Origin of the sequence: Salegentibacter agarivorans (genome assembly GCF_900113135.1) — a bacterium.
GTDB lineage: Bacteria > Bacteroidota > Bacteroidia > Flavobacteriales > Flavobacteriaceae > Salegentibacter > Salegentibacter agarivorans.
In genome coordinates, this window is record NZ_FOOH01000035.1 from 1 (window position 1) to 20,452 (window position 20,452).

The following is a 20,452-nucleotide window of genomic DNA, read 5'->3' on the forward strand; positions in this document are numbered from 1 at the left end:
GGTGGTATCCTCGCAAGTCGGCTGTTGAGAAGCACTAGCTTCTGGTTGTGCAGGACTTCCTTCATTTTCTTCAATCACAATTGCTTCAGAAATCGCTTCGCAATCTCCATTGCTGGCTTGTACAAAATAAGTTCCAGCAGTTAAATCAAGGAATTCCGCATTTTCAATAGAGCTATTTAATTCATTTTGATTTTCATCTAAAAGAGTATAAGTAATTCCGTCATCAGTAATTACTGAAACCGTTCCTGTAATATCTTTGCAAGTTGGTTGCTGAGAAACAATGGTTTCTGGTTGCGCGGGATTTCCTTTGTTTTCTTCGATAATTATATCCTTAGAGGGCTGGGAGATACACTCATCTTCATTTTGAGCATATATCACGTAAGTTCCAGGAGAAAGCTCTTCAAAAATGTTTGACTCCTGAAAAATTTCGCCATCCAGACTGTACATATATCCCTCAGTAGCATTTACCGTAATCTTTCCCGTTTCAAGATTACAGGTGGGTTGAGTTACTACTATGGTTTCAGGAGTTTCTGCTATGGCTGGTGCAGGTAGAACTTCAAAACTATTGGTTGTAAAAACACATTCATTTAAAGCAACTGATAGGGTATAAACCCCTGGAGATAATGAACTAGTAGCATTCTTTAACTCAAGATTGCCTGTAGTTGAATTCAGTTCATATATATAATCTGTATTAAAATTGGTGATTGTCAATACTCCATTTTCATTCTCACAGGTGGGATCTTTTTTAGTAAAAACAGGCTCCAGTTGTGTTTTAATATTTTCTAACGTAAGCGATTGTTGAACATCTATATTTCCACATTCATAAGTAATTCTGAAGATTCGCTGATAAACCGCAGGAGATTGTTGTTGTAAAAAATCCTTATAGCTTATACTTTCAATCTCTTCAGTAAAAGAAATGCTTCCACCTAAATCTGTAAATACTTGCTGAGAAATAGTGGTAAATTCATTTGACAAGGCCGGAATGGAGTCGTCTGTAAAATCGTTATCACAAGTTTGAATTGTTTGATTTTGTGGTGCGGTAATTTCCGGTTCTCCTATTACAGAAATCTTAATGGGAGCTCTGTTGGGACTTATACAGCTTGCCGATTCTCCTTCAGCAACGTAATAGATGAATTCACCAGACTGCGAAGTAGATGGAATAATTTGAATTTCGGGTGAAGTATCTTCTTCGCTGGTATAGTAATATAAATTGAAATCGGGATTACTGGGTACAGCTGTTAATGGATCGGCTTCATCGTTCAGACAATAAGTGATTGATTCAGTTTCAGGTACCGAAGCTATAGTTGTAATTTCTATAGTAAAGGGTATTGCGCAATTCTCGGTTCCCGGGATTACCGCATAATATTCACCCGAATTATTTGGAATGGGATTATTGGTAGTATACTCGGTACTATTATTAGTTACCGGAGATTCGTTAAAGAATCTTGTTCCGTTAGGAAACCCAGAATTAATTTCAGCAATACCTATTGGTTCTTCTCTATTACAATAAACAAATTTCCTGGCTTCATCTGAATTTTGGCAATTTTCAGCTCGAAAATTGGTAGCGTCTATGGCTACTTCAAAAGGAGTAGTAATAGGTTCACCCTGGCAGGTTCCTTCGGTTTCATATCCCTGAATAAGGTCTTTGTTTTGAAAAGTAGTACCGGTTATAGCTCCGCGACCACTAATATTTCCATTAAATCTTATAAGATCAAAACCCGGGCAGATATTGGAAAGAATAGTACAATTCTTAGTTACCCCAAATTTTATAGTGAGATCGGCTAAAACATCATTGGTACTGTTGGCTAGCGGTAATTCATCTATTTCCCAAACTATAGATCCGGTTGCACCTAAAGTGGGATCAAAATATACTTCATTATTTTGCGGACTGGGAGAGAAATAAAAATTGGTTGAAAGACCATTAGGAAGATAATCGGCGTTATATGGAACCGGAATTACCACTTTTACGTCTTCTACATTCTCGGTCCCTTTATTTTTTAATTCAACCTTATAGCTTAATTCGTCACCGGGTACTGCATTATATGGTGGATTGCCCGCTATATTTCCATTTATTGCGCTTAAAGAGGAAATCCCTTCAATTTCAGGAATGTAAGCGTCTACAGACATGGCAATTGAAAAAATGGAATAGGTGTCCTGGGTAGAACCATACCTAAAGGTGGTACTGGTTTGGTTATTATCTATAACTGAATTCCCCGCATTTGGAATATTGAACATGCTAATGTCTATTCCGGTATTATTAGTATAATTTGGTGTTCTTGAAGAACCATTATTTTGAATAGAAGAATTGAAGAAATTATTAGTAGTGTTTTGTTCGTGAGAAAGACTTAACCAGGCATTATTACTATTCTTTTTTATCTGAAAATAATCTCCTGAAATTCCTACATCACCCTCGCCGGCCATTATTCCCATTTTCATATTTACGGGGCCAGATTGCGCGGTATTAAATCCCGAAACAGGAAGTTCATAATGTGCCACAACATTCCCTTCAACATGAGCATAGCCATCAAAAACGGTAACATCCCTCCAATCCATTTGTGAATTTTCATAGATCACAATCATTCCCCATCCGCCGTAAAAACCGGTAGTACCACCGTTACCTTCAGTTAGTTCCATATCGGCAACCCAATATTCCCCCGTACCATTATTTTTCACTAAATCGGTTACTTCTACATAAGCAGCATACATATCTGATGGTCCAGGGAAAAGAATATCATTAACATTTGCGCTAATAGTTTGATAAGCGGAGTTATTTGGACCTTTTACTTTGATGTTTCTTTTAGCATTGGTCTTTCCAGAATTATTGGTACGCCCAGACCAATAAAGTCCGGCATAAATTATATTAGAGCACTCAGGATTTGCTCCATTTTCGTTTGAAAATTCAAGAACAGCTGCAGAAGAGTTTTTGGTGGAAGACTCGTTGTCTTCGTCTACAAATTGCATTAAATTGTTACTGTTATTTGTATTTTCCCCATAGGAAAAAAGGCTAAGATTGGTGTTGCCAATCATAGTGAAGTCTCCCTTAATATTATAGATCTTTTTTGATGTAGAATATTGGGAAGTTCGTTGCTTAAATTCCTTATATACCTGTGCGTTAACAGCCGTATTGAAAAATAAAACGGTAAATGTTATCAACACGAATCTTATAGCGGTAAACTGATTTCTAAAGTAGTTTTTTTTCATATTCCTGAAATTTATGAGGGCAATATTTATTGCTCTGTAGTAGTTCTGTAAAGAACTTTTACGTTAGAAGTATTTTTTAGCATATCCTGAATATTAGATACACTACATTCAAAATCACATTCAATTAAAACATATTTTAAAGCAGTACTTTTAATAGAACTTAGATCTAAACTTGTATATAAATTGTTTGAGGAATGCTTAATTAGAATTAAAACAACACTTTGCAATTCGGTTTTAATCTTGGAGATATTTGATAAATAATTAGAGGGTACAATTACCAGTTTTGGCGCTCCATCTCCCATTTTGGCGTGCTCATTTTCCTGAACAACTATTAGCGGATTTAATTCGAAAACTAGATTCTTAAGATTTTCTATTTCCCCAGAGTCAAAATTTTGTTGATTTCGGGTTGGAGTAGATTGTTCTCCTATTAATTGGTCAAAATTGGTAATCGAGTAATTTTCCTGCGCATTGCCAATAAAAGTATTAGCAAACAATACAAGGATTAGGAGTTTAAAGAGTGAATTCATTTTCATAATTCTATAGTTCTGTTTCCCGTTTTTCAAGGGAAAAATTATTTTAAATTTTGGCATAAAAAGGTCACTGATCCTTAGGGGAAGGATCAAACAAGGGTAGTTTTTTAAAATATTTAAGAATGTGAGATTTACATTTTGAAAACTTTTGGGGTAAGTTTTAATAGGAAAGTATGGGGGATGACCTATTTTAAATGTTAATCTTAGGATAAAATTACAGTGAATAATCTTTAAAAGACCAAATTGTCTTTTTTTTTAGATTAAAACCTATTTATTTTCGGTGAATGGTAATATTGAAGTAAAAAATACGGGAAATCAGGTGGTTAATATTTCAAATAAACGTTTTTAGCCATTGTTTAAAAGAATTTACAACTGCAGAAAAACCTTAGGTTTAAACATAAAAAAACCACCGAATAAGGTGGTTAATTATATAAAAAGTTGAGGTAATTAATTAGTTTTGTTCATACATTAAAATTCTATGTTGTTCCCCTTCTATTAAAGGGTGTTCTTGCAGGTCTATTTCATAGATAAAACCTTCTTCTATAGTTGTAAAAATATCATATTCGTCCTGTACCGTATAACCTAATTCCTGCCTTGCATAATCTATCCAGGTTTGGTAAGTAGGGACATCCATTTTATTTTTATTAGAGATAACCGTTAAAAAGTCGTCTTGAATTTCTATAGTATAACGAGCACTTTTACCGTTTTTACTGGTTTTTTGATCTATCCAATTCCCTTCATCCATTTTTGAAATTTGAAGTTCACTTAAATTTTGAGGGTTAAAATCTACAGCATAAACTACGTGATTTCTGGTATAGCTATCTGGATTTGTCATTCCAGCGGTACAGCTTCCTAAACTTATAGCAAGAATAATAAGAGAAGCCTTAGTGAGTATTTGATTTTTAAATTGGAAAAAATTCTTATAAAAATTCATTTGCAATTTAATTTTAGTTCAATTTAATAATGGCGATTAGTTAAATGTTTTGAACAAAATTAAGCGATATCACTCTTTATATGTATTATTATTAATGTTTTTAGTTATATCGCATTATTATTAGATAAAATGTAATGGAATGCATTTCGTCGGTGTTTTTGGTCGAACTTATTTGCAGAACATAGAAATGAGTGCAGTTCGTCTATATTTAGTTCTTTTTTCTATTTGCATTTCAACTATAAAAAGCAGAATCTTATCTCAAAATTTTTCCGGCTTCAGCCTAAAACTTGTAAATTGCAGCAAAGCAAAACACAATGCAAAAGAGCCTTGATGATTACCGAAAAAGCTATGGAAAAAGCGAACTTTTAGAAGATAATGTCCCGTCTTTTCCACTGCCGCTTTTTACCGCCTGGTTTGAGGAGGCGGAAGAGCATCCTGAAATAGCAGAAGTAAATGCTATGAGTCTCGCCACCTGTGGAATAGAAGGATTTCCAAAAAATCGTATAGTACTTTTAAAGTCTTTTGGTGAAATGGGTTTCAGTTTTTATACTAATTATAATTCTGAAAAAGCCCGGGATATTGAAGAAAATCCAAGAGTTTGTTTATCCTTTTTCTGGCCACCATTAGAACGGCAGGTAATTATTAAAGGTGTTGCAATGAAAACTACCGAAGAAGAATCTGCAGCTTATTTTGGTTCCAGACCCCGGGGAAGTCAATTAGGCGCCTGGGCTTCTAACCAAAGTAATGTTTTAAGCTCCCGCGAAGAACTGGAAGAACAGTTAAAAGAAATTGAAGAAAGATATCAAAATAAAGATGTAGATAAACCACCTCACTGGGGCGGTTATCTGGTAACCCCCAGAAGTTTTGAATTCTGGCAGGGTAGAAATAACCGTTTGCACGATAGGATAATCTATGAATTTATAGAACAGGATACCTGGGAACGTAACCGTTTAGCACCTTAAAATTGAAATTATGAAACGATTAATTCTAGTGAGACACGGCAAATCGTCCTGGGGAAATAATTTACCAGATGAAAAAAGACCGCTTAAGAAACGTGCTTATAACGATGCTGAGGTAGTTTTGAAAACCTTTAAGGAATTTCAAAGTGGAAATTTAACTTTATGGAGCAGTCACGCAGTTAGGGCAAACACCACGGCAAATCTTTTTAAAGACGAAATGGAAATACCCGATGATAGATTCACCGTAAAAAAAGAACTTTATACGTTTGATGAAAGTCAATTACTCTCTGTAATTAAAACCTGCCCCGATAATGTAGAAATACTCATGGTATTTGGGCATAATCCCGCAATGACGGGTTTGGTTAATCGGTTAGGCGATAAACCTATAGACAATTTACCTACTACAGGACTTTGTGTAATAGATTTTGATTTAAATTCCTGGAAAGACATTGAAACCGGTAAAACTTTACTACAATTATTCCCCAAAAACTTACGCTAATTTATGCCGCAAAGAAAATATTTAAACAGGGAACTCAGCTGGTTACAATTTAATGCCCGGGTTTTACAGGAAGCCGAAGATGAAACTGTTCCACTTATAGAACGATTAAGATTTCTGGGAATTTTCTCTAATAATTTAGACGAATTTTTTAAAGTAAGGTATGCTACCGTAAAAAGAATTGACCTGGCAGGAAAAGCAGGAAAAAGCGTTCTGGGCGGAATTAAAGCCAGCAAACTACTTGAAGAAATTACCCAAATAGTAATTGAACAACAAGCCGAAAGCCTTAAGATTTTAGACGATATTCAGCATCAGTTAAAAGATTATAATATTCATATTATTAATGAGAAACAGGTTTCTGCTACGCAGCAAAAATTCATTAAAAACTTTTTCCTTTCCAAAGTAAGTCCGGCCCTTGTAACTATAATTCTTAATGATCTTCCTGAAATTCCAAGTTTAAAAGACAGTGCAGCCTATTTAGCCGTAAAGATGGTGATGAAAGAGGAAAAGCCTCAAAAAGGAATTTCAAAAGTGCTGGATAAAACCGAAAAAGACCGCAAATATGTTCTAATTGAAATTCCTCGAAGCATAGAACGCTTCGTAGTGCTTCCAGAAGAAAATGGGAAGCAGTATATAATCCTGTTAGACGATTTAATTCGATATAACCTGGGTACAATTTTTAATATTTTTGAATACGAAAGTATTTCGGCACATATGATAAAGATTACTCGGGATGCCGAGTTGGACATAGACAGTGACCTGAGTAAAAGTTTTATTGAAAAGATTTCCAGTAGTGTAAAAGATAGAATTAAGGGGGAGCCGGTAAGATTTGTTTACGATATGAACATTGCCGATGATACTTTGTCTTATTTAATGAATAAAATGGGCATAGAATCTACCGATAGTATTATTCCCGGTGGGCGTTACCATAATAGGCGTGATTATATGAATTTTCCCAGTCTTGGCCGTGAAGATTTACTTTATAAACCTATAGAGCCTTTGCCAATTCCTGGGCTTATATTACAAACCAGTTTGTTTGGAAGTATTGCCAGGAAAGATTATCTATTGTATGCACCATACCAAAGTTTTGCCTATACTGTTAAGTTTTTAAGGGAAGCCGCCTTAGATCCAAAGGTGAAAACTATAAAAATCACTATTTACAGATTGGCAAAAATATCTCATATTGCCAGCTCTTTGATTAATGCTGTAAAAAATGGCAAAAAGGTAATTGTGCAAATTGAATTACGCGCTCGTTTTGATGAAGTTGCCAATATTCGCTATGCTGAACAAATGCAAGCAGAAGGGGTTCAGCTTATTTTTGGCGTGCCGGGTTTAAAAGTTCATTGTAAAGCCTGTGTAATAGAGCGGGAAGAAGAAGGTAAAACAAAGCGCTATGGCTTTATTAGTACCGGTAATTTTAACGAATCTACTTCTCGCATCTATACCGATTATACCTTATTCACCGCTCATCCCGAAATTTTGAAAGAAGTGAATAAAGTTTTCGACTTCTTTGAGATCAATTATAAAGTAAATAAATACAAACATTTAATAGTTTCTCCGCATTACAGCAGAAATACTTTTGTAGGCCTTATTCAAAAGGAGATTGAAAATGCCCGCGAAGGGAAACCTTCCGGCATTGCGCTTAAGCTTAATAGTCTTTCAGATTATCCTATGATAGATAAACTGTACCAGGCAAGCCAGGCCGGTGTGAAGATCAAGCTTATTGTACGTGGGGTTTGTTGTCTTATTCCCGGTGTAGAAGGTTTAAGCGAAAATATTGAAGCGATAAGTATTGTAGATAAATTCCTGGAGCATCCGCGGGTATTTATATTCAAAAATGGGGGAAATTCCAAGGTTTACATTTCTTCAGCAGATTGGATGACCAGAAACCTTGACCTTCGTGTGGAGATTTCCTGCCCAATTTATGATGAAGAAATTAAACAGGAAATTATTGAAACTTTTGATATTAGCTGGAACGATAATGTAAAAGCAAGGACAATTACCTCTAAGCACGATAATGCCTATAGAAACTGCAGTACAAAAAAACTGCGTTCCCAGTTTGAACTTTACGATTATTATTTAAAAAAATTACCCGGCACCAAACCGGAAAAGAATAAAAAAAATAGATAATTGGCCTCAACCTCAAATCTTTATAAACCTCACCTGGTGAGAAAATAGAAAAATTTTATCTCGTGATTACACAAAAAAACTACGCAGCTATAGATATAGGTTCCAACGCCGTAAGGCTGCTGGTTTCTACCATTACAGAACAAAAAGGTAGGGAAGAAACCGATTTTAGGAAAACCTCCCTGGTGAGGGTTCCTATTAGACTTGGAGAAGATGTATTTAAAGAAAGTATTATTTCTGAGAAGAATATAGAACGAATGGTAGATACCATGCAAGCTTTTAATCTTCTAATGAAATCTCACGGAATTGAAAAATATAAAGCCTGTGCTACCTCGGCTATGCGGGAAGCTAAAAATGGAGCAGAGGTTGTTGAAAAAATTAAAGCAAAAACAGGGGTAGAAATTGAAATTATAGACGGTAACCACGAAGCTGCAATAATTGCTGCTACAGATTTGCATGAACTTATTAAAAACGATTGTAATTATTTATATGTTGATGTTGGGGGCGGGAGCACTGAATATACTCTCTATAGTGGCGGAAAAACCGTGGCGTCAAGATCTTTTAAAATTGGTACTGTACGCCTTTTAAATAATTTAGTTGAAGATGGCACCTGGGAAGAGATGGAAAAATGGGTTAGGGAAACCACAAAGCCTTATAAGGATATAGATCTTATTGGTTCTGGTGGGAACATTAATAATATTTTTAAAACCAGCGGAAAAAAAGAAGGAAAACCCTTAAGCCTGGCATATATTAAAAAATACAATGAATTGCTAAATTCTTTAAGCTACGAGGAACGTGTTATGGACCTTAAACTAAAAAGTGACCGTGCAGATGTGATTATCCCGGCTTCTAAGATTTATTTAAGTTCTATGAAGTGGGCCAGAGCCGATAATATTTTCGTACCAAAAATAGGACTGGCCGATGGGATTATAAAATCACTTTACAACGGTAATAATAACTAAATACCAAAATTAAAACCCGGATAAATCTTTACTTATCCGGGTTTTTTATTTTTTCAATTAACCGTGAATGGTTTTATCTTTACTGAGGTCTTTCATTATTTCAGCTTCAAAATCGAGTAATTCTTCCCATTTTTTATCTACTTCTGCTCGCTCCCCATATTTTCTGGCAAACTTTAAAAACATTGTATAATGGTTGGCTTCACTAATCATTAATTTATGATAAAATTCAGCGAGTTCCTCATCTTTTAATTCTTCTGAAAGCAACCTGAAACGTTCACAGCTTCTGGCTTCAATTAATCCTGCGATTAAAAGCCTGTGAATTAACTGCGTGGTTCTGCTACCGCCTTTTGGAAAAAAACTAAGTAGTTTAATTACATATTCATCTTTTCTATCTCTTCCTAAAACAAATCCGCGTTTTAGCAACTGCTCGTGTACCATTTTAAAATGGCCCATTTCTTCCCTGGATAAAGCGATCATTTCATCTACCAATTCGGTATATTCTGGGAAAGAAACAATTAAGGAAATTGCTGTTGAAGCTGCTTTTTGTTCGCAATAAGCATGGTCTACAAGAATATCTTCAATATTTTTTTCGGCTATATTTGCCCAGCGCGGGTCTGTGGGAAGTTTTAGTCCTAGCATATCTATACGTCTAAATCAAATGTACTTCTAAGTTTATCTATTAAAGGATTTTTCTCCTTTAGTTTATTGTATTTTTCAATAGGAGTGAAGGCATATTTTTTTGCCGACTGCTCATTAACGTTAATTACCAACCTTATTTCGGTATTCTGAAGTTTTTGCTTCAGGTAAGACATCAATTTGTTTTGTTCCCGCTCCAGGTTAATCTTCATCGTTTCGTTGGGTAATTCTATAACAATTTGATTGTCTTCCTTGAGCTTGGGTAAATCGGTTTCAAGAATTGATGCGAGAATTTTCGAGCCCTGTTTTTTTATTCGTTTTACATAGTCATTCCAGGTGGCCTGCAATTGCGTTTCGCTGAATTCATTATTGAGCACCACGTTTTTTGTTGGAGCAGCTTCCTGTTGCCGCGCTTCTATTTCCCTTTTTTTCTGAATACTTTTTAAAGAAAGTCCTGAAACCTTTTCCTTTTTTATTTTAGGATCGGTTACCGGTTTTGGCTCTGGGGAAGGTGTAGCCGGTTTTTCCTGCTCTTCTTTGGCCTTTGGCACCATTGTCTCATCTGAATGATAATTGTCCTCTTTATCATCGGCACAGTGGCTATCTGGAGTTTTATTTTCTCCTGTAGGTAACTGACTTTCCTTTGGGGCTTCAGTTGCAGTTTCTCCGTGTTCATTCTCGCGCACTATACTTTTTTCTTCTGAAGAAAGCGCGTTAGGTTGTTTTTCAAAAACCGAAGCGGGAATTATTGACTGATCAAACTTTTTTTTTTCTCCATCAAAAGTGATAGAGGCAAGCTGCATTAGAGAAAGTTCAACCAATAAACGTTGGTTTTGGCTTGTTTTATATTTGAGATCGCACTCATTGGCCAGATCTATCGCTTTAATTAAAAATTGATGATCGGTTTTGGAAGCCTGCTCAAAATAGCGGGCTTTAGTTTGCTCTCCAACTTCTAAAAGCTGTATTGTTTTTTGATCCTTGCAGACTAAAAGATCCCTGAAATGCGAAGCCAAACCGCTAATAAAATGGTGACCGTCAAATCCGCTGGAAAGGATCTCATTGTAACTCAGTAGCAATTGCGGAATATTATTACTTAAAATAAGATCGGTAACCTTAATATAAGTATCGTAGTCGAGAACATTCAGGTTTTCTGTAACTGCCTGCCGGGTTAGATCTTTTCCGCTAAAACTAACAACCCTGTCGTAAATAGAAAGAGCATCCCGCATAGCACCATCGGCTTTTTGCGCAATAATATTTAATGCATCTTCCTCGGCATTTACACCTTCCTGTTGCGCTATATATCCCAAATAATTTTTAGCATCGCTTACCGTGATTCTTTTAAAATCGAAGATCTGGCACCGAGAAAGTATGGTGGGGATTATTTTATGTTTTTCAGTAGTAGCCAGAATAAAAATAGCGTGCTGGGGCGGTTCTTCTAAAGTTTTCAGAAAAGCATTAAAGGCTGACTGAGAGAGCATGTGCACCTCATCAATAATATATACTTTATACTTCCCAACTTGCGGCGGAATCCTAACCTGGTCTATCAAATTTCTGATATCGTCTACCGAGTTGTTAGAAGCGGCATCGAGTTCAAAAATATTAAAAGCAAAATCCTCATCGGGGCTTTGAGTACCATCGTGGTTAATCATTTTTGCCAGGATACGGGCGCAGGTGGTTTTTCCCACACCACGAGGTCCTGTAAATAGAAGGGCCTGGGCGAGGTGATTGTGTTCAATGGCGTTTTTTAAGGTATTTGTGATGGCTTGTTGCCCTACCACATCTTTAAAAGTTTGTGGGCGGTACTTACGAGCTGATACTATAAAATGTTCCATTGAAATTTATTGAACTACAAATATAAAAATAGCCTCCATAAGTTCTAAGGCAATCGCTTATATTTTTAAACAATTAAAGCTAAGAAATCAACATTTTTTTAATCACGAAACTTTCTAAAAAACTACCTTTGCACCAAGCAGGCCGCCTTATCGCCAACGAATTTATTCGATGGAGGAAATTCCGGACACCAAAGGGCGGCATAGTGGGTAACACCCATCGGTTCCGTTTCGGTTTTCCGAGGCGGGATCAGGACTAGTGCAACAGAAAGAATGTACAGGTAATGCTGTAGTGAAATCAGGTAAACTCTATGCGGTGCAATGCCATGTAAACCGGTGTTTGCAAGCGGCTCGCTTGCTACCGGAGGGTAGGCAGCTAAAGGTTTTTGGCAACAAAAACCGGAGATAAATGATAAGGGGAACCCCGGTTAACGGGAGGAACAGAATCCGGATTACAGGCCTGCTTTTTTATAATAATGTCTTTGCCCACGCCCGGGCTTCGTCCATATGGGAAAAGATATCAAAAGGAACCGGAGAAAATTGTTTTTCAAAATTAGCCACCTGTAAGGCTTCATATCGCTGACTTACTATAGCTATTCCCAATAAATTTTTCACGTCTTTTAATTCAAAATAAATCGTTGGATTTACATTGTAATTATTCTTCCGGTCTGATACATAAACAAAATCTGCACCTTCATAAACCTCATTGCATATTTTTAGAATTTGTTCTACGTGTTCAATTTCAAAAACTACATCGTCTTTTACTTCAGAAATAACTATCCCTTCATAAAAATTTAAAATAATATCAACAAGCTCAATCCTTTTTATCCTATCCGTCATACCATCAAATTTCTAAGCCCAACAGGGCTGTAATTCTTCAGCAGAAATTATTCTGCATTCTCAAAAAAACTAAAAACTGAACCTCCATAGCGACGCCCTTCTTTAAAGTTGGGAAGATCGGAAAGATCGGTGTGTTTAGAGTGTTCAATAATTAATTGACCATTTGGATTAAGTAGGTTTTTGTCGAAAACTAGTTCTGGAATTTTCAGGAATTTTTCTTTTTCAAAATCATAAGGTGGGTCGGCAAAAATAATATCTGCCTTTACAAAAGCTTTTTCAAGAAATTTAAAGACATCACTTTTAATAGTTGTAATATTTAAATCTAATTCCTGGGCTGTTTTTTTTATGAATTTCACGCAGTCAAAATTAGCATCAACAGCGGTTACTTCCTTGCTTCCGCGTGAAGCAAATTCATAGGCAATATTACCAGTTCCCGAAAAAAGATCAAGGATGCTTAATTGTGAAAACTGAAAATTATTATTCAGGATATTGAAAAGGGCTTCCTTAGACATATCGGTAGTAGGGCGTACTGGTAGCTTTTTTGGAGCCATCAATCTTTTTCCTTTATGTGTTCCTGAAATTATTCTCATTTAAATGACTTTAGTAATACATATTCTTCCAGCTGATTTAAGCCGGTAAGTTCTTTTTCCAGATTTAAGCTGAAATCGGTTTCCAAAAGTTCCACGTGCTTAATATAATCAAACGCGATTTTAAACAAAGGAGAAGCTTTGCTAATAGCTCCCAGCAATATCAGCCTGAATTTTTCCGGGTCTAAATTAAGTTGTTCAGCAGTGAAGAGAATATAATATAAAAAATCTTCTTTTTCGGTAAAACTGAAAGAATTACACAACAGGAGTTCACCATTTTCTATCAAAACCAGCTCAAACTGCTTATTTTTTATATGTGCAAACATTTGAGGACGCTCAGCTTTTGGTAATTTTAGCAAATTTTCGACTAAAACCGTGTTGAGATGCTGGTATTCAAATTCTCCAAATTTCTCAAAAAAGAAATTAATGATATTAGTATATGGAATATAAACATTAATAATCCCTGTATCCACAATTTCCTCGTGGGCAATGAAATCGGTTTTAAGAATTTTGGTGTTGAATTTTAAATAATCTGAAGCATTTTCTTCTTTAAATAAAGTTGCAGGAACCAAAGTGGCAAGTGCATTATCAAAAATAAGTTTTACTTGTGTGGCTTCAGCAATGCTTTTTTCTTCAGCATATATTTTTTGAATTTCTTCAAGCAGTTTCACAGGATCTACCTGTTGCGAAAAACGGATTTTCTTGAATTGTACCACTTTATTTTCAGCAGAATTTAGGGTACAAAAAGAAAGTCCATCCAGGGAAACCTGAATGGACAGTTCTAAATTTAATTGTTTTTTGCTATTATTCGTCGCCATATTGGGTTGGCCAGTTTCCTTTTGTGTTAACCTCTTCCAGAGAGCCAACGTTAATGTAACGACCGTTAATATCGTCTACAGATTGTACCTGGTTTTGTTGCAAAATAAGCTCTTTATCTAAACCTTGCAATACAACACTTTTAGCTACTCTTGCTCTAAAAACCGGAATTTCTGAATTTCCTTTTGTAATTGTACCTGCATCCAGCTCAAATTTAGCATCTACATCATCAACCGGTACATTAATCATATTGGTATAACGCTCTTTATTTCCTTTAAATAATGAATCTTTAACAGAAACAAAACCAAGCGTATCAACAATTACTTTTTCAATATATTCGTCTACACCATACTGTTTTCTGTATTCCTCATCTAATACAGTAGTATCACGACGTTGGGTAATTGCAAATTCTGCAGTATCTAAAAATCCTACTAATTTATCAAAATCATCCTGGAAAGTCCCCACAATTTCTTTGTGAGCTAATTCTGCATTACGAATATCCTTTAAGTTTTCAACTACTTTGGCATAACGCTTTTCTTTAATTTTATTAAACTGAATTGGTTCGTAAACAGCATTAAAGGTAAGGTAGGCTAAACCAATAATAACCACCCAAAGAAGTAATTGAATTGCAAGTCTCATGCTTTCTAAATTTTGTTTTAAAATTACTAGTGTTTCACGACAAATCTACAATTTTTTTTTATTCGTAAAAGTTTCTTCCGTAAAAATCCATTCCTATCTTTGATTTTTGATAAATCTTCTATGGAAAATCTTGATGCTTCCAAATTTTATAAACTTCTTTTAAGCGATCTGGGTTTTACGGCTAAAGCAGGGCAGGATCTTGCTTTACAACAACTTTCCCGGTTTGTTTTAAACAATAATAAAGATGAACTTTTTGTGCTGAAAGGCTTTGCCGGAACTGGTAAAACCACGATTATCAGTACCCTGGTGAAAAATCTCTGGCAAATTAAAAAATCTGGAGTTTTATTGGCACCTACGGGAAGAGCGGCGAAAGTGATTTCTAATTATTCTAAAAAAGAAGCTTTTACCATTCACAAAAAGATCTATTTTCCGAAGAAAAGTGGCGGGAGCGGAGTACAATTTGTGCTTCAACCCAATAAACACAAAAACAGTATTTTTATTGTAGATGAAGCTTCAATGATCTCTGATACGCCTACAAATTCCAAATTAATGGAAAATGGAAGCTTGTTAGACGATCTTATTCAGTTTGTATATTCAGGGCATAATTGCCAGCTTATCTTAATTGGGGATACCGCACAGCTTCCACCGGTAAAGATGGAAATTAGCCCGGCACTGGAAGCTGAAAAACTTCAGTTTTCCTATAATAAAGAAGTGCATCATATTGAGTTAGACGAAGTGGTGAGGCAGGCTGAAGAAAGCGATATTTTGCTAAATGCCACTAAAATTAGGCAAAGCTTACAAGACGGTTTTTATGATAGTTTTCAGTTTGAAATCACTCCAAAAGCAGATGTAGTTAGATTACAGGATGGTTACGAAATTATGAATGCCATCGAGGAAAGTTATAATGAATTGGGAAACGAGGAAACCAGTCTTATTGTAAGATCTAATAAAAGGGCGAATTTGTATAACCAACAAATAAGGTCTAGAATTTTGTTCCAGGAAGAAGAAATTTCAGCCGGAGATTATCTTATGGTGGTAAAAAATAATTATTTCTGGATAAAGCCAAATTCTGAAGCCGGGTTCATAGCTAACGGAGATATTGTAAAAGTCCTGGAAATTTTCGGAATAAAAGAGCTTTACGGGTTCCGGTTTGCCGAAGTACAGGTGCAAATGGTAGATTATCCTAAAATGCGTCCTTTTGAAACCGTAGTGATGTTAGATACACTTACCAGCAATACGCCGTCACTTTCTTATGAAGAATCTAACCAACTGTACCAGGAAGTAATGAAAGATTATGAAGATGAAACTTCTAAATACAAGAAGTTTATGAAGGTGAAGAACAATAAGTTTTTTAATGCCTTACAAATAAAGTTTTCTTACGCGATGACTTGTCATAAATCTCAAGGTGGGCAATGGAACACCGTTTTTATAGAACAACCTTACCTGCCAGAGGGCGTTGGCAAAGAATATTTAAGATGGCTTTATACTGCTGTAACAAGAGCAACCAATAAACTTTACCTCATAGGATTTAAAGATGATTTTTTCGTAAATAAATAACTTTTTCACTTGCGTTAATTCAAATTTTAAAACTTAAATTTAACCTCCAAAAATTAATAATTTCCAATGAATAATCCGCTTAAAATAATCGCTATGATTCCCGCCCGTTATGAGGCCTCTCGGTTCCCGGGGAAACTTTTAAAAGACCTAAACGGAAAAACGGTAATCACCAGAACATACGAAGCTGCAAAAAAGACCGGACTTTTTGACGAAGTTTATGTGGTAACCGATAGCGATAAAATTTATGCTGAAATTAATAAAAACGGGGGCAATGCGATAAAAAGTAAGAAAGAACATGAATGCGGAAGCGACCGTATTGCTGAAGCAGTGCAGGATATGGATGTAGATATTGTTGTAAATGTACAGGGAGATGAACCATTTATAGATAAAGATAGTTTGGCTAAATTGCTAATTGTTTTTCGGGAAGATGATGCTTCTGCCATAGATCTTGCTTCATTAAAAACTGCCCTTTCAGAAAGTGATGAGATTACCAATGCCAATAATGTAAAGGTAATTACCAATAAGAATGATTTCGCGATGTATTTTTCAAGGTTTCCAATTCCTTATCCAAGAAATACCGATGCCCACGTCACTTATTTTAAGCATATAGGGATTTATGCTTTTAGAAAACAAGCAATTATAGATTTTTATAATTTACCAATGCTTTCCTTGGAATCTGCTGAAAAGATTGAGGCAATTCGATTCCTGGAATATGGGAAAAACATAAAAATGGTTGAAACTGAAATGCAAACCATTGGTATAGATACTCCTGAAGATCTTGAAAAAGCCAGGAAGATCTGGAACAATTAAATAATTAGCTTACGGCATCTTTATAAACTTTTAGAGCCCGTTCGCGGGCTTCTTTATGATCTACCATTTTTTCAGGATAATCATCAGTCTCAAATTCTTCCACCCATTTTTTGATATATTTTTTATCCTTATCAAATTTATCAATCTGTGTAGTTGGGTTAAAAATTCTAAAGTAAGGAGCTGCATCTACACCACTTCCAGCAACCCATTGCCAGTTGCCAACATTCGAAGACATCTCATAATCCAGTAGTTTTTCAGCAAAATAAGCTTCGCCCCAGCGCCAATCAATGAGTAAATGTTTGCAAAGAAAACTTCCTACCAGCATTCTTACCCGATTATGCATAAAACCAGTTTTGTTTAATTGGCGCATTCCTGCGTCTACCAGTGGATAACCTGTGTTTCCTGTTTTCCACTTTTCAAATTCCTCTTCGTTATTGCGCCATTCAATACGGTCGTATTTCTTTTTAAAAGATTCAGTGGCAGTGTCTGGGTTGTGATACAAAACCTGCATAAAAAACTCCCTCCAGATCAATTCATTTAAAAAGGTTTTATTTGTTTCGGCATTAGCTTTTTTTACCATTTTTCTAGTACTTACAGTACCAAACCTAAGATGGGCGCCTAATCTAGAGGTACCATCTTTTCCGGGAATATTTCTGGTATTTTCATATTGCTGAATTAAAGTAGGCGTAACATCATAATCCGGTACTTTAATTTCTGAAGTTTTGAATCCAATATCACTTAAGCTTAAATTAGGCAACCTGGTATTTTGAATAAGATTATCCAGATATTGACTGGTATAATGAATTTTAAGATCCAGGGATTTGAAGTGCTCTTTCCAGGCCCTCATATAAGGGGTGTATACCACATAAGGATCGCCATCTTTCTTAAGCACTTCATCTTTTTCAAAGATAACCTGGTCCTTAAAAGTGTGAAATTCAATATTATTTTCAGAAAGCAGCTCGGCTATTTCCTTGTCTCTTTGGGTTGCGTAAGGTTCATAATCATGATTAGTGAATACATCAGCAATTTGATATTCCTTAATTAACTGCTGAAAAATTTCTTCTGGTTTGCCGTGATACATCGCGATAGAGCTGCTAAAATCATTTTGCAGTTCTTTTCGCATTTCTTGAAGCTGCTCGTGTATAAAAGTTACACGCGCATCATTTTTAGGTAATTTATCAAGGATTTCTGTATCAAAAATAAAAATTGGTAAAACCGGTTTATCAGATTTTAAAGCTTCGAGAAAACCTACGTTATCATCTAATCTCAAATCACGTCTAAACCAGAAAATATTCACTTCTTTACTCATTTACGAAATATTTAAAGTTGAAAGTCCGCCGTCTACCCCAATAATTTGTCCCGTGATCCAGCTGTTTTTATCGCTTAATAAAAAGGTAGCCGCGTTGGCGATATCTTTAGCGTTTCCAACCCTTTTAAGAGGATGCCTTTCACTCATTTTCTCTTTCTTAGAATCATTAGACAATAATTTTTCAGCTAGCGGAGTATCAGTTAAAGATGGAGCGATCACATTTACGCGAAGGCTGGGAGCATACTCTGCTCCCAGGGATTTTGCAAAACCTTCAATCGCACCTTTTGCCGCGGCAACGCTGGTATGGAAGGGCATTCCAACTTTAACGGCCACGGTACTAAAAAATACCAAACTTGCATTTTCGGCTTTCTTTAATTTCGGCATTACTCCCTGAACCACTTTAACTAAACTTAAGAAATTTAAGTTCATTTCTTTCTCAAAATCTTTATGCTTTAGCATTTTAAAAGGTTTCAGGTTAATGCTTCCGGGGCAATAAACCAGGCCGTGTATTTCTTCCGGCAACTCAAGATCTTCAATATTATCTTTTAAAACATCGAATTCTAAATGTTTAATATCATCGTTTAATTTACCTTTATTTCTAGAGGCAACAATTACATTATTTTCAGTAACCAGTTGATTGGCAATTTCAAGTCCGATTCCTGTAGAACCACCAATTAGTAAAATATTCTTTTTCATAATTTATTTTTTTGGGATTACGCTAAAATGTCCTGTTTGAGAGTGGAATTTTTGGTTTTACTTTCATCAAATTCACCAAAAAGTTCTACGAGTTTTTTCTGTCTGTAACCAAAAATTTCTTTCAGTTTAGGAGCTACGAGGAAGGGATGAGCCATTTGACCCAGAATTCCAAAGGGTAATTTATAATCTACAATATCTTCCATTTCTACACCGCCGGGAATTTCTTCTAAGAAATGCTTGTGGTGCCAGAGGGCGTAAGGCCCAAAACGCTGTTCATCTACAAAGTATTCTTTGTCTTTTACGTGAGTGATTTCGGTTACCCATTTGGTTTTAATTCCCGCAATTGGAGTTACAATATATTGAATAATTTGTCCCGGGTACATTGCGCGATCGGCTCCCGAGAGAATATTAAATCCCATATAATCTGGTGTTATTGTCTTTAGATTTCCGGGATTGGAGAGAAATTCCCAGGCCTTTTCCAGACTGATAGGAAGTTTTTGAACCGATTTCTTGGTGTAGATTTTCATTCTAGTTGTATTTGAATGTAAAATTAAGAGTAGTTTTGTTTAAAATAAAATTATTATAGTTAAACAAAATATAAATGAAGTTGCTTCTTATCTAAATTCGTAATCAATTTCTCGGTATATTTGATCAAACTAAAAACAAACTAAATAATGAATAAACTACTTTTATTTTTATGTACAGCAGGGCTTATGAGTGCTGCCCAGGCACAGGTACAGGCGCCTCAACCTAGCCCATTTACTAAAGTTGAACAAAAAGTTGGACTTACCGATGTTACGCTCGAATATTCCCGCCCCGGAATGAGAGATCGCGAGATTTTTGGCGATCTGGTACCTTATGGGGAAGTATGGCGTACCGGAGCTAACGAAAATACCAAAATCACTTTTAGTGACGATGTTACTGTTCAGGGTAAAGAATTAAAAGCGGGAACTTATGCTATTTACACAATTCCGAAGGAAAAAGAATGAGAAGTAATGTTCTATAACGATGCTTCAAACTGGGGAAATCCTGCTGAATGGAGGGAGGAGAAAGTAGCCTTAAAAGCAACTGCCGAAGTGATGGAACTTCCTTTTGAAATGGAAACTTTTATCATTATGATAGATGAGCTGAAGAATGATTCTGCTGCTCTTAATATTATTTGGGAAAATACCGTAGCAAGCTTAAGATTTGAAGTGCCTACTGAAGAAAAAGCAATGGCCAGTATTGAAAAAACGATGAATGGCCCAGGGGCAGGAGATTATTTTGCGGCCGCAACTTATTATCACGATGCCAAAAAAGATTTGGAACAGGCTTACGAATGGGTAAATAAATCCCTTGAAATGGGTAACCCAAATGCCTTTTGGATCTTAAGAAGAAAATCGCTTATCGCAGCCGATCTTGGTAAAAAAGAAGAAGCAATTGCAGCTGCCAAAAAATCTTTAGCCGAAGCTGAAAAAGCCGGAAACCAGGATTACGTAAAAATGAACAAAGATTCTCTAAAAGAATGGGGAGTTATGTAGTCTG

The 20,452-nt window shown here is 35.8% G+C and carries 18 protein-coding genes, 1 other RNA gene and 1 pseudogene; 8 read left to right on the forward strand and 12 right to left on the reverse strand.

What is annotated here, in order from left to right; all coding sequences use genetic code 11:
• From BM084_RS17655 to BM084_RS17665, 3 genes are all read right to left on the reverse strand, one after another.
• Nucleotides 1-3,201, reverse strand: a 3,201-nt coding sequence (locus BM084_RS17655; protein WP_093306383.1) for a hypothetical protein, incomplete at its 3' end; no start/stop codon positions are given.
• Between the two features lie 26 nt (nt 3,202-3,227).
• The gene (locus tag BM084_RS17660; RefSeq protein WP_143083682.1) at nt 3,228-3,728 is read right to left on the reverse strand and encodes a hypothetical protein; all 501 of its coding nucleotides are present in this window, start codon (nt 3,726-3,728) and stop codon (nt 3,228-3,230) included.
• Between the two features lie 454 nt (nt 3,729-4,182).
• The gene (locus BM084_RS17665; RefSeq protein ID WP_232228842.1) at nt 4,183-4,665 is read right to left on the reverse strand and encodes a hypothetical protein; all 483 of its coding nucleotides are present in this window, start codon (nt 4,663-4,665) and stop codon (nt 4,183-4,185) included.
• 314 nt (nt 4,666-4,979) lie between these two features.
• Here BM084_RS17665 and pdxH point away from each other — a divergent pair, with 314 nt between their 5' ends.
• The 4 genes from pdxH to BM084_RS17685 all read left to right on the forward strand — a co-directional run bounded on the left by pdxH (nt 4,980) and on the right by BM084_RS17685 (nt 9,209).
• Nucleotides 4,980-5,627 carry a pyridoxamine 5'-phosphate oxidase gene (pdxH, locus tag BM084_RS17670; protein ID WP_075327175.1) on the forward strand — a complete coding sequence of 216 codons (648 nt, stop codon included), beginning with the start codon at nt 4,980-4,982 and terminating at the stop codon, nt 5,625-5,627.
• 10 nt (nt 5,628-5,637) lie between these two features.
• On the forward strand, nt 5,638-6,123 hold the full coding sequence (locus BM084_RS17675; RefSeq protein ID WP_093306385.1) for a SixA phosphatase family protein: 486 nt from the start codon (nt 5,638-5,640) through the stop codon (nt 6,121-6,123).
• A gap of 3 nt (nt 6,124-6,126) precedes the next feature.
• A complete protein-coding gene (ppk1, locus tag BM084_RS17680) occupies nt 6,127-8,250 on the forward strand; it encodes a polyphosphate kinase 1 (protein ID WP_093306387.1) in 2,124 nt (707 codons plus the stop codon).
• Nucleotides 8,251-8,312: 62 nt separating this feature from the next.
• Entirely contained in the window at nt 8,313-9,209 is an 897-nt protein-coding gene (locus tag BM084_RS17685; protein ID WP_075327172.1) for a Ppx/GppA phosphatase family protein, read from the forward strand.
• A gap of 57 nt (nt 9,210-9,266) precedes the next feature.
• Here BM084_RS17685 and miaE read toward each other — a convergent pair whose 3' ends face one another.
• Together miaE and BM084_RS17695 are read right to left on the reverse strand one after the other, a co-directional pair.
• Nucleotides 9,267-9,848 (reverse strand): MiaE family protein, encoded by a 582-nt coding sequence (miaE, locus tag BM084_RS17690; RefSeq protein ID WP_093306389.1) that lies wholly within the window; start codon nt 9,846-9,848, stop codon nt 9,267-9,269.
• A gap of 2 nt (nt 9,849-9,850) precedes the next feature.
• A complete protein-coding gene (locus BM084_RS17695; RefSeq protein ID WP_093306391.1) occupies nt 9,851-11,677 on the reverse strand; it encodes a DNA polymerase III subunit gamma/tau in 1,827 nt (608 codons plus the stop codon).
• Nucleotides 11,678-11,811: 134 nt separating this feature from the next.
• Here BM084_RS17695 and rnpB point away from each other — a divergent pair.
• An RNA gene (gene rnpB, locus BM084_RS17700) (RNase P RNA component class A) lies at nt 11,812-12,145 on the forward strand.
• Here the strand turns inward: rnpB and BM084_RS17705 are convergent.
• From BM084_RS17705 to BM084_RS17720, 4 genes are read right to left on the reverse strand one after another with little or no spacing between them, the layout of a single operon-like run.
• On the reverse strand, nt 12,143-12,514 hold the full coding sequence (locus tag BM084_RS17705; RefSeq protein ID WP_075327169.1) for a hypothetical protein: 372 nt from the start codon (nt 12,512-12,514) through the stop codon (nt 12,143-12,145). The genes rnpB and BM084_RS17705 overlap by 3 nt on opposite strands.
• 47 nt (nt 12,515-12,561) lie before the next feature.
• Nucleotides 12,562-13,104: an RsmD family RNA methyltransferase gene (locus BM084_RS17710; RefSeq protein ID WP_075327168.1), complete on the reverse strand. Its 543-nt coding sequence runs from the start codon at nt 13,102-13,104 to the stop codon at nt 12,562-12,564.
• A complete protein-coding gene (locus BM084_RS17715; protein WP_075327167.1) occupies nt 13,101-13,919 on the reverse strand; it encodes a DUF3822 family protein in 819 nt (272 codons plus the stop codon). The genes BM084_RS17710 and BM084_RS17715 overlap by 4 nt, the downstream gene beginning before the upstream one ends.
• The gene (locus BM084_RS17720) at nt 13,906-14,556 is read right to left on the reverse strand and encodes a hypothetical protein (RefSeq protein WP_075327166.1); all 651 of its coding nucleotides are present in this window, start codon (nt 14,554-14,556) and stop codon (nt 13,906-13,908) included. Before BM084_RS17720 ends, BM084_RS17715 begins: the two co-directional genes overlap by 14 nt.
• 120 nt (nt 14,557-14,676) lie before the next feature.
• Here BM084_RS17720 and BM084_RS17725 point away from each other — a divergent pair, with 120 nt between their 5' ends.
• Complete coding sequence (locus BM084_RS17725) at nt 14,677-16,113, forward strand: ATP-dependent DNA helicase (RefSeq protein ID WP_075327165.1); 1,437 nt, start codon at nt 14,677-14,679, stop codon at nt 16,111-16,113.
• 66 nt (nt 16,114-16,179) lie between these two features.
• Nucleotides 16,180-16,923 (forward strand): 3-deoxy-manno-octulosonate cytidylyltransferase, encoded by a 744-nt coding sequence (gene kdsB / locus BM084_RS17730; RefSeq protein WP_075327164.1) that lies wholly within the window; start codon nt 16,180-16,182, stop codon nt 16,921-16,923.
• Nucleotides 16,924-16,927: 4 nt separating this feature from the next.
• Here kdsB and BM084_RS17735 read toward each other — a convergent pair whose 3' ends face one another.
• Genes BM084_RS17735 through BM084_RS17745 form a run of 3 tightly spaced genes read right to left on the reverse strand, consistent with a single transcriptional unit; the run spans nt 16,928 to nt 19,455 of the window.
• Nucleotides 16,928-18,232, reverse strand: a complete 1,305-nt coding sequence (locus BM084_RS17735) for a cryptochrome/photolyase family protein (protein ID WP_093306393.1) — start codon at nt 18,230-18,232, stop codon at nt 16,928-16,930.
• On the reverse strand, nt 18,233-18,928 hold the full coding sequence (locus BM084_RS17740; RefSeq protein ID WP_093306396.1) for an SDR family NAD(P)-dependent oxidoreductase: 696 nt from the start codon (nt 18,926-18,928) through the stop codon (nt 18,233-18,235).
• Nucleotides 18,929-18,945: 17 nt separating this feature from the next.
• The gene (locus BM084_RS17745; protein ID WP_093306398.1) at nt 18,946-19,455 is read right to left on the reverse strand and encodes an SRPBCC family protein; all 510 of its coding nucleotides are present in this window, start codon (nt 19,453-19,455) and stop codon (nt 18,946-18,948) included.
• 186 nt (nt 19,456-19,641) lie between these two features.
• Between BM084_RS17745 and BM084_RS17750 the strand changes: the two are divergent.
• Nucleotides 19,642-20,448, forward strand: a pseudogene (locus tag BM084_RS17750) (DUF2911 domain-containing protein).
• The last annotated feature ends 4 nt before the right edge of the window (nt 20,449-20,452 follow it).

What these genes read in the sequence shown, in the direction of transcription:
- BM084_RS17660 (WP_143083682.1), bottom strand. Translation starts at nt 3,728, where the DNA reads ATGAATTCACTCTTTAAACTCCTAATCCTTGTATTGTTTGCTAATACT.
- BM084_RS17665 (WP_232228842.1), bottom strand. Translation starts at nt 4,665, where the DNA reads ATGAATTTTTATAAGAATTTTTTCCAATTTAAAAATCAAATACTCACT.
- pdxH (WP_075327175.1), top strand. Translation starts at nt 4,980, where the DNA reads ATGCAAAAGAGCCTTGATGATTACCGAAAAAGCTATGGAAAAAGCGAA.
- BM084_RS17675 (WP_093306385.1), top strand. Translation starts at nt 5,638, where the DNA reads ATGAAACGATTAATTCTAGTGAGACACGGCAAATCGTCCTGGGGAAAT.
- ppk1 (WP_093306387.1), top strand. Translation starts at nt 6,127, where the DNA reads ATGCCGCAAAGAAAATATTTAAACAGGGAACTCAGCTGGTTACAATTT.
- miaE (WP_093306389.1), bottom strand. Translation starts at nt 9,848, where the DNA reads ATGCTAGGACTAAAACTTCCCACAGACCCGCGCTGGGCAAATATAGCC.
- BM084_RS17695 (WP_093306391.1), bottom strand. Translation starts at nt 11,677, where the DNA reads ATGGAACATTTTATAGTATCAGCTCGTAAGTACCGCCCACAAACTTTT.
- BM084_RS17705 (WP_075327169.1), bottom strand. Translation starts at nt 12,514, where the DNA reads ATGACGGATAGGATAAAAAGGATTGAGCTTGTTGATATTATTTTAAAT.
- BM084_RS17710 (WP_075327168.1), bottom strand. Translation starts at nt 13,104, where the DNA reads ATGAGAATAATTTCAGGAACACATAAAGGAAAAAGATTGATGGCTCCA.
- BM084_RS17715 (WP_075327167.1), bottom strand. Translation starts at nt 13,919, where the DNA reads ATGGCGACGAATAATAGCAAAAAACAATTAAATTTAGAACTGTCCATT.
- BM084_RS17720 (WP_075327166.1), bottom strand. Translation starts at nt 14,556, where the DNA reads ATGAGACTTGCAATTCAATTACTTCTTTGGGTGGTTATTATTGGTTTA.
- BM084_RS17725 (WP_075327165.1), top strand. Translation starts at nt 14,677, where the DNA reads ATGGAAAATCTTGATGCTTCCAAATTTTATAAACTTCTTTTAAGCGAT.
- kdsB (WP_075327164.1), top strand. Translation starts at nt 16,180, where the DNA reads ATGAATAATCCGCTTAAAATAATCGCTATGATTCCCGCCCGTTATGAG.
- BM084_RS17735 (WP_093306393.1), bottom strand. Translation starts at nt 18,232, where the DNA reads ATGAGTAAAGAAGTGAATATTTTCTGGTTTAGACGTGATTTGAGATTA.
- BM084_RS17740 (WP_093306396.1), bottom strand. Translation starts at nt 18,928, where the DNA reads ATGAAAAAGAATATTTTACTAATTGGTGGTTCTACAGGAATCGGACTT.
- BM084_RS17745 (WP_093306398.1), bottom strand. Translation starts at nt 19,455, where the DNA reads ATGAAAATCTACACCAAGAAATCGGTTCAAAAACTTCCTATCAGTCTG.